4 protein-coding genes and 1 pseudogene are annotated in these 8,833 nt (G+C 69.7%); 2 read left to right on the top strand and 3 right to left on the bottom strand.

Translation table 11 applies throughout. The features are described 5' to 3' along the window. Window positions 1-399: 399 nt before the first annotated feature. A pseudogene (locus AB0B89_RS32735) lies at window positions 400-3,978 on the bottom strand (pullulanase-associated domain-containing protein); the annotation flags it as partial. Between the two features lie 813 nt (window positions 3,979-4,791). Beyond that, a complete protein-coding gene (locus tag AB0B89_RS32730) occupies window positions 4,792-5,466 on the bottom strand; it encodes a hypothetical protein (protein WP_358560513.1) in 675 nt (224 codons plus the stop codon). A 17-nt stretch (window positions 5,467-5,483) separates the two neighbouring features. Between AB0B89_RS32730 and AB0B89_RS32725 the strand changes: the two genes are divergently transcribed. Next, the gene (locus tag AB0B89_RS32725; protein WP_358560512.1) at window positions 5,484-5,795 is read left to right on the top strand and encodes a hypothetical protein; all 312 of its coding nucleotides are present in this window, start codon (window positions 5,484-5,486) and stop codon (window positions 5,793-5,795) included. 219 nt (window positions 5,796-6,014) lie between these two features. Beyond that, on the top strand, window positions 6,015-8,192 hold the full coding sequence (locus AB0B89_RS32720) for a tetratricopeptide repeat protein (protein WP_358560510.1): 2,178 nt from the start codon (window positions 6,015-6,017) through the stop codon (window positions 8,190-8,192). Here AB0B89_RS32720 and AB0B89_RS32715 read toward each other — a convergent pair. Beyond that, the gene (locus AB0B89_RS32715) at window positions 8,110-8,553 is read right to left on the bottom strand and encodes a hypothetical protein (RefSeq protein ID WP_358560508.1); all 444 of its coding nucleotides are present in this window, start codon (window positions 8,551-8,553) and stop codon (window positions 8,110-8,112) included. The two genes, AB0B89_RS32720 and AB0B89_RS32715, sit on opposite strands and share 83 nt — an antisense overlap. Window positions 8,554-8,833: the final 280 nt, after the last annotated feature.

The following is an 8,833-nucleotide window of genomic DNA, read 5'->3' as shown; positions in this document are numbered from 1 at the left end:
AAGGTGGCGCCTGCGACGCCGAGCAGGGCGCGGGAGGCGATGAGCATCTGCGGGTTGACCGAGTACGCGGCCAGGATGGAGGCGACGCCGAAGGCTCCCGATGTCGAAGGCGGGCAGCAGGTGCACGTGCGTCAGCCCGTCGGCGGCCAGGGACCGCAGCTCCCTCATCCCGGCGGAGTCACCGGTGAAGGCCGCGTACGTGCCCCGCTTCGCCGCCGGGACGGTGGTGTCGGATGCCGAGAAGTCGCGCACGTGCAACTCGTAGACGGACGCCTTGTCCTGGCTCACCGCCTTCGGCTTGCGCAGCGAGGCCCACCCGTCGGGACGCAGCGAGCCGTCGGAAAGGTCCACGAGCTGGCTGCGCACCGAGTCGGCCGCGAGCGACTGGCTGTAGGGATCGGTCACCTCGTTGGTCACGACCTTGCCGGCCGCCGGGGCGTACACGGTGACCAGGAAGGTGTAGTACCGGCCCTTCCAGGTGGGCAGGCCGCGTACCGACCAGACCCCGGTGGCGTCGTCGCGCCGCATCTGCTCGACCGTACGGCCGCCGCCCGACGCGTCGCGGTAGAGCGCCAGCTCGACCTTCTGCGCGGTCGGCGCCCACACCGACAGCGTGGGCGACGCCGACCCCGACGACGGCCACACGGGCCCGAGCTCGGCGCCGGATGCCTTGGCGTAGAGGTCGTCGAGCACGCCCGCGAGCTGTACGCCGGTCGCCGTGACGAGCACGCCCGCGGCGTCACGCTCGACGGCGACGACCTGACCGCGCAGCGCCTTACGTACCAGGTCGGTGTCGCGCGGGTCGACCTTGAGCGCGGCGTAGGAGGCCAGGTGCGGCCACTTCGCCTTCTGGGCGTCGGTGAGCCCCCCGCCGGCGACCAGGCGGATGAGGCGGATGTCGCCGGTCAGGTCTCCCTTGGCGTACGCGATGTCGCCCTTCTCGGAGAAGGCCAGCGAGTAGTGCGACGCGGCGGAGGGCGTGACGTTCCACGCGACGGTGTCCCGGTCGATCCAGTTGGCCTTCGCCTTGGACAGGTCGGCGTCCGCCCCGCGCGCCGGAGGCTGCGGCAGCAGGTAGCCCTCGGTGGCGGCCAGCCGCCATACCTCGTTGCCGTCGGTGGCGACTTCGAGCGACTGGTTGGCGGGAAGGTCCTTCTCGTCGCCCTTGTGGATGATGTAGCTCAGGCTCGTCGCCCCCTCGGCCAGCGGCACCCGGTAGTACGCCCCGAAGCCGTCTGTTCCGGCCGGCTGGACGGGCGTGGCCCACTCGGTCGGGTCGGCCGCCCCGCCCCACACGTGCAGCCCCCAGCCGTCGTAGTTCCCGTCCGCGCGCCGGTAATGCATGATCGCGACGTTCTCCGCGGCGGCCCGGCTCTTGTAGAGCCGTGAGTCACCCGACTTGACGTACGCCTCCGGCTGGGTGGCCGGGGTGAACGACTGGTCGGGGCCGGGGTCCTTGGTGTCGCCCTTGTGGATGATGTAGTTCAGCGGCGCCGCCGGGTCCTTGAGCGGCACCTTCCAGAACGCGCCGAAGGAGTCGGTACCGTCGGGCGGGCGCGGGGTCGCCCACTCGGTTCCCGCGCCGTCGGCGAGCCCGTCGCCCCACAGGTGCAGGCCCCATCCGTCGTAGTCCTTGCCGGGCCTGCTGTAGTGGACGGTCGCGTACCCCTGGGCCGCCGCCCGGGAGGCGAACGTCTCGGGCCTGCCCTCGGTCAGCCACACCTCGCCGTTCTTGGCAGGGTTGACCGTACGGTCGCCGCCGTCCTTCTCGTCGCCCTTGTGGGTGATGATCCCGACGCCGGCCGCGCCCGGCTTGAGCTTGATCCAGGCGAAGCGCCCGAAAGCGTCCTCCCCGGTGAGCGCCAGCGGGGAGCCCCACTCGGTGGGCTGCTCGACGTCGCCCCACACGTGCAGGCCCCAGCCGTCGTAGTCCGCGCGCTGGTAGTGCACGACCAGCCAGTCACGGGTGACCGCGCCCGGCTCCTCGGGGGTGGGCGCCGCGCCGACGGTCGCCGTCTCGCTCGCGGAGGCGAACCGGCCCGCCGAGTCCTTCACGACCGCCTTGTAGGTGATCTTCGTACCGGCCGCGAGCCCGCTCAGGTCGTGGAAGACCCGGAACGTACGTCCGGCGGCGGTGGCCGTGGGGGCGTCGTCGGTGCCCAGCACCTTCCAGGGGCCGTCGCCGGTCTTGGCGGCGAACGTCACCTGGTCGAACCCGGTGCCCGGAACGGTCGCGGTGACCGGGATCCGCCCGTCGGCCGCGGTGCCCCTGATCTCCGCGCCCGGGAGCGCGATCGACACGGCGGGGGCGGCGGCGGGGGCGGCCAGCTTGGCGGAGGCCCGGTAGACGACCGCCGAGAGCGGCGGGACCGTCACGGTGAGCCGGCGATCGGAGGCCGAGGTGGCGGTGGCCGCCGCCTCGCCGTAGACCTTGGTGAAGGCCATCCCGGCGGAGTACGTGGGGACGGCGGCGGTCGCGGCGGTCGCGGCGTTGTTCACCGCGACGACGTACTCGACCTGCTCCTTGGCGTCGATGCGGCTGAACGCGTAGAGGCCGTTCTCGGCGAGGCGCTCGACCTGGGCGCCGTCCGCCAGCGCGGGGTGGGCGTCGCGCAGCTTCCCGAGCGCCGCGATGCCCTGGTAGAGCGGGTGGGAGGGGACGAAGTTGTCCTGCGCGTGCGTCGCGGTCGTGCCGATCAGGTCGTCGGTCAGGTAGCTCTGCGTCTGCGAGGCGAACATCGTCTGGCGCGCGTCCTTGTCGCCGCCCTTGCCGGTGAAGCCCTGCTCGTCGCCGTAGTAGACCACCGGCTGCCCTCGGGTGAGGTACATCAGCTCGTGGGCGAGCAGGTCCCTCCTGAGCAGCTCGGTGTCCGGCGCGGCCGGGTTGTCCTGGCTGATGAACCGGCCGATGCGGCCCATGTCGTGGTTGCCGAGGAAGGTCGGCAGCGACGCGGCGTTGCTGTCGGCGTCGGTGTGGTAGTCGTCGCCCGCGTAGAGCTGGGCGAGCCGCGCCGCTCCCGCCTTGCCGCCGCTGAAGGAGCGCGCCGCCTCCTGGAAGGGGAAGTCCAGCGTGGCGTCAAGCCCGCCGCGCGTGGAGAAACGGCTGGTCACGGCCGGGTCGCCGGAGTACACCTCGCCGAACATGAAGAAGCGCTTGTTGCCGAGCTGGGCCGCGTAGCCGTGCAGCGAGGGGGAGAAGCGCTCCCAGAACTCCATGTTGACGTGCTGGGCCGTGTCGATCCTGAAGCCGTCGATGCCGGTGTCGCTGACCCACGTCTTGTAGATGTCGGCCATCCCCTTGACGACCTCGGGACGCTCGGTCCACAGGTCGTCGAGGCCGTAGAAGTCGCCGTACTCGTCGGTCTCGCCGCCGCTGAAGGTGGAGTCCCCCCTGTTGTGGTACATCAACGGGTCGTTGAGCCAGGACGGGGTCTTCACGCCCTTCGGCGCGACCGGCGTGTACGGGAAGGAGTCCGCGTCGACCTTGGGGAAGGTGTCCTTGCTCGCGTAGTCGCGGTCGTCGAACGGCCTGCCGTTCACGTCGACGTACGGGTACGCGGCCTTGGACCGGTAGGAGTTGGTCTGCTCCTTGTAGTCGACGATGTCCGCGGTGTGGTTGGTGATGATGTCGAAGAAGACCTTCATCCCGCGCTTGTGCGCCTCACGGACCAGCTGCTTCATCTGCGCGTTGGTGCCGAGGTGCGGGTCGATCGAGGTGAAGTCGGTGATCCAGTAGCCGTGGTAGCCGGCCGAGACGTCGGGCCCGGTGCCCTGGACCGGCCGGTTCTTGAACGAGGGGGTCAGCCAGATCGCCGTGCTGCCGAGGTTCTTGACGTAGTCGAGCTTGCCGAGCAGCCCGGCCAGGTCGCCGCCCTGGTAGAAGCCCTTGTCCGTGGGGTCGAAGCCGGTGCTGAGCCGGTCGCCGGTGAGGCCGCCCCTGTCGTTGCGGGGGTCGCCGTTGGCGAACCGGTCGGTCATCGCGAAGTAGAACCGCTCGCGCGACAGGTCGGCGCGCAGGGCGTCACGCGCCAGGTCCTTGTCGGAGGGGTCCGCCTTGCCGCTCAGCGCGGAGACCAGCGGTTTCGCGTCGTCCGGGGGGGCCTTGGCGGTGGGGGAGCCGGGCGCGGCGAGGCTCGTGGCTGGAAGGGTGGTGACCGCCTCGGGGGCGGCGGCGTTGGCGGGAGAGACGGCGGCGAGCGGCGACGCGGTCAGAACCGCTGCGAGGACCGCGGCCACCAAGGGACCGGGCACGCGTGCGGGAGACCTTCTCGCGGGCCGTGGGAGGAAAGGCCAGACCACTGGAGGCTCCACGGGTCGTATTTCATGGGTGTTGCCCGGAAGTTACTCACAAGACACGATCTATGCAATGCCTTACTGAAATTTCCTGAAAATAACCAATCGGTATGAGATGGGGCCGCAAGGCGGTCGGTGTCGCTGTCGAGCGGATACTCCGCCGGGTGATTTACTGATTACGGGTAGTGATGTTTTCAGCTACCCCAAAATGGGCGCGATGTCGGTAAGTCTCCTAGATGTGGAGAAATATGCTATATGTCTTTTTTGGTGGCATAAATGGCGATTTGGGGCTTTGGCGGCAGCCGTTCGCGCGCATCACCAGGGAGGGGCGGCGTCCGCTGTGCCCGGGCCGCTCCCTCAGGGCCGCCCGATCCGCCGCCTCCGGCCACCTGACCGCCGGGGGGACAGCCCGCTCCGGGCCCTTCCGCGCCTTCCGCCGCCGCTCCAGTGCCTGGCCCCGCCCGCACTGCGCGCTCCGCCACCTGGGATGACGGCCGTTCAGCCGCCGGTCGCCCGCGTACGGGGTGTGGCGCGGGCGTCCGGGGGGATCCGTACCGGGATCTCCCCGCCCAGCCGCGCGCCCGACGAGAGCTCCAGGTCGTCGCCGCTCCAGAAGCGGCCGGGGTCGTACCAGTTGGGGTTGCGCCCGGCGGGGAGCAGGCCCATGTCCTGGTACGTCGCGGCGACCACCTCAGCGCAGTAGGCGGTCTCCAGGGCGGCGTCCGCGCGCCCCCGCCTGATGGCGGGCACCCGGCCGCGCAGCCAGCGACCCGCGAGCCTGGCCGTCGAGGGGAACGGCGTCCCGTCGAGACGCGCGATGGCGCGTAGCAGCCCGTCCTCCATCTCGCGGGTGACCGGCCGGTCGAGCTGGCGCAGCCACGCCCGCTGCCCGTACCTCGTCGCCCAGACCACCACCGCGTCGCGCAGGTCGTGCAACTGGACCCCGCGCTGGTGGGTCCCGGACCACATGTCGGGCAGGGATCGGCCCAGCTCGGCGTGCCACATCAGCGGCGGCAGGTCGTCGATGACGACCGACATGCCGACGTGGTTGACCGGGCTGTTCGTCGTCATCTGGATGGCCCGGTCGGGCACCGTGCGCCCGCGGAACAACCACACATCGCCGGTGCGCGTCAGATCGAGGGCCTCGTCGAGGCTGATGCTTACGCCAGACATCCCATTAGCCTAGGGACATGCGCTGGTGGAAGATACTCGGCTTGGCAGGCTTCGCGGGTGTCGCGGCCACGGGAGTGGTGATCGCCCGGGCGGAGCGGCGTCGCCGCGCGTACACCCCGGAGGAGATCCGATCACGGTTGCGCGACCGCCTCGCCGAGGCCTCGGCCCCCACGACCACGCCGCCCCCCGCCGCCGAACGACCGAGCGCCGCAGGCCGTCTCCGCGCATTCCTCCGCACACGGGCGGCCCGGCTGAAGCCCGCGAACCTCCGGAAGACCGCGTGGCCGGGATTCCAGGGCGTCGAGCGGCGATCGAACGACCGGCGCTGATCCTCCGTGCCAGAGATGGTCGTGTGACTCCCGGACGGCCGTCCTCGCCCCCGCGCCGGTCGACAGTGGGGGAATATAAAGCGGTTTCTGACGTCGCCGGGCCGGGCATAACCGGTGGCGTTTCCCGTCTATGGCCCTCACCAGCGACTTGTCGGTGAATGAGACTCGGGTTACCTTTCAGTAGATTCCGAACCCGAATCTATTTCAGGAGTTGAGCCGGTGAGTGCGGGTGGGGAGCGGCGTGAGGACTCCGAGCACTCCACGACACCGGCGTCGAATGAGATCAGCGGAACCGTTTCGGGTCCCGCCGTACAGGCGCGGTCCATTCACGGTGACGTCCAGATCAACGTGGGAGCCCATCCGCGTACTCCGCCTCCCGCCCAGCTCGCTCCCGCGCCCGCATTGTTCATCGACAGAGAAGACGAGCTCGCGCAATTGGACAGGCTTCTGCGGGAAGGGCAACGACAGGCTCCCGACTCCCCGACTTTGGTGGTCGTCACCGGGCTCGGCGGAGTCGGAAAGAGCTCTCTCGCGTTGAAGTGGTTGCATCGGGTCCGGCACCTTTACGGCGACGGTCAGTTGTACGCCGACCTGCGAGGCTCGGAGCCTGGAGTTCCGGTGTCGCCTGGTGAAATCCTGGAGCGGTTTCTCCGTTCGCTCGGCATCGCCCCGGAGTACGTCCCGTCCTCTCCGGACGAGCAGGTGACGATGTTCCGCTCCGCCACCGCTGGACGACGGCTGATTCTCATGCTGGACGACCCGGTCTCGGCCGCCCAGGTCCGCGCGGTCCTTCCGGCATCCGGGCACAGCCTGGTGCTGGTGACCACTCGTCACCGGCTGTCCGGGCTCGTCGTTGAGGGGGCTCGTTTCGTCGACCTGGATCCGCTCAGCCCGGCGGCAGCCGTCAGCCTGCTCGACCGTATGGTGGGCGCCGATCGAATCGGTGCGGAGCCGGTGGCGGCACTGCGTCTGGTCACCCTGTGCGGCCGGCTGCCGATCGCGGTCTGCGCGTCGGCCGCACGCCTGGCCTTACGTCCGAGGTGGCCCATCGAGCGTCTCGTCCGTGAACTCGGCGACGCCACACGCAGGTTGTCCATGCTCAGCACCGACGAGGACATGTCACTTCAGGCCGCGTTCGACGTCTCCTACGGCTCGTTGGACGATGAGGTGGCCAGGCTCTATCGCGTGCTTGGACTGCATCCTGGCACCACCTTCGGATCCGCTGTCGCCGCCGCGGCCGGTGACATCGGGCAGGGCGAGGCCTTCCGGATCCTGGACGAGCTGGCGGGGGCGAATCTTGTCGAGGTGGAGGATGAGGACCGCTTCCGGTTCCATGATCTCCTTCGCCTCCATGCCCACGCCAAAGCGCTGGCCACAGAGTCCGCGGAAGAACGCCGGGCGGCCTTCACCCGGATCGCCAGGTGGTACCTCAACGCGGCCGTCACGGCCGACCGGGTCGTGATCCCCGGCCGCTGGCACCTCGGTCCCTCCTACGAGCTTGCCGGCGACGCCGAGGTGGTCTTCGAGGGCCCCGCGACGGCTTTGGACTGGTTGGAGGCCGAGCTGCCGAACATCCGCGCCGTGCTCGCGGCGGCACACGAGCAAGAGATGCATGAGATCACCTGGGAGATGTGCGAGGCATTGTGGGGCCTCTTCGTCAACCGTAAGCACTACGTGGCCTGGGTGGAGACCTACGAGATGGGCTTGGCCTCGGCCCGGGCTTCCAGGGATCCGCGTGCCGAACCCCGCATGCTGCTGGCACTGGCGACCGCCCACCTGAACCTCCAGAAGTTCGAGCGGGCGGCGGAGATGTGCCTGCGAGCCGTCGACCTGGAGCGCTCCGTGGGTCACGCGCTCGGTGAGGCGGCGGCACTGAGCAGCCTCGGAGTCGCCTACCTCGGTATGAGGGAGCCTCAGCGATCGATCGAGCAGTTCGAAGGCGCACGTACGATCCACGAGAACCTCGGGCGACGACGCGGCGTCGCCCTCATGACGCGCAGAATCGGCGAGGCGTACCGCGACATGGGCCGCTACGCCGCGGCAGTTGCGCAATTGAACGAGGCGTACGAGCTGTTCAGGGGGCTGTCGGACTCCTACAACGAGGCGCGTGTCCTGACGGGGCTTGGCCAGACGCATCTGCTGGCCGAACGGCCGGAGGACGCGGTGGACTCCCTGACGAGGGCACTTGAGATCACGGAGACGATAGGCGCCCTCTTCGAGCAGGCGAACATACGGCTGTCTCTGGCGGAGGCGCTGGCAGGCACGGGCGATCGGGTGGGTGCCCGGGACCACGTTGTCCGAGCCCTGGCGATCTTCACCGAACTTGGCGCACCTCAAGCAGAACGGGCTCGACGGCACCTGGACTCACTCGCCTCGAACACGCCTCCCGTACCGTGATCGACGCGGCGTCGAGATCCCCGAGCCGTCCGCCGCCCACCGTCCAGGCATGAGCGGCGGAGGCGGCCATCCATGGTTCCGGCCGGACGAAGTGCGCCAGCTGCCCGTCACGAGTGGCGATCCCGCACGTGCCGTCGGCGTGGCCCCATGCGACGATGAGGCAGCCCGGGTAGCGGGCCAGCGTTTCCCGGTGCACCATCTCATCCAGCTCATACGGCCAGGCGCCCAGGTGGATGATCACATCCGCGACCGGTGACCACTGGCGTTCGAAGGACATCGCGCTCACGTGCTCGTCCACGCTGATGGCTTGGACGCGGCCGCGCCGGTTCACGCGGGTGATCGAAACGCGGACGATGTTCACCGGACCAGCGGCCCTAGTGGCCGCGGCATGGGTACGGCCCTGGTGGGCGGATCGGCGGCAGGCTCGGCAAGCCGAAGCAGGCGATACATCGTTCCGCGGATCACACGAGCGGCGTCGCCCGGTGCGGAGGTGAGCATCTCGCGCATGACGGCGGTGTCGGCGGGCGACCATGCTCGCTGTGCCGAGTCGAACTGGGGGCCGAGCGGGGCCCCGGTACGCAACTGAGGCGCGACCTGTCTCAGTCGGGCGAACTGCGAGCCCGGGAGAACGTCTTCGCCCC

This window comes from Sphaerisporangium sp. NPDC049002, assembly GCF_040649355.1.
GTDB lineage: Bacteria > Actinomycetota > Actinomycetes > Streptosporangiales > Streptosporangiaceae > Sphaerisporangium.
Note: the sequence above shows the minus strand (reverse complement) of the source record. Positions and strands in the feature narration are given on the sequence as shown.

What these genes read in the sequence shown, in the direction of transcription:
- AB0B89_RS32725 (WP_358560512.1), top strand. Translation starts at nt 5,484, where the DNA reads ATGCGCTGGTGGAAGATACTCGGCTTGGCAGGCTTCGCGGGTGTCGCG.
- AB0B89_RS32730 (WP_358560513.1), bottom strand. Translation starts at nt 5,466, where the DNA reads ATGTCTGGCGTAAGCATCAGCCTCGACGAGGCCCTCGATCTGACGCGC.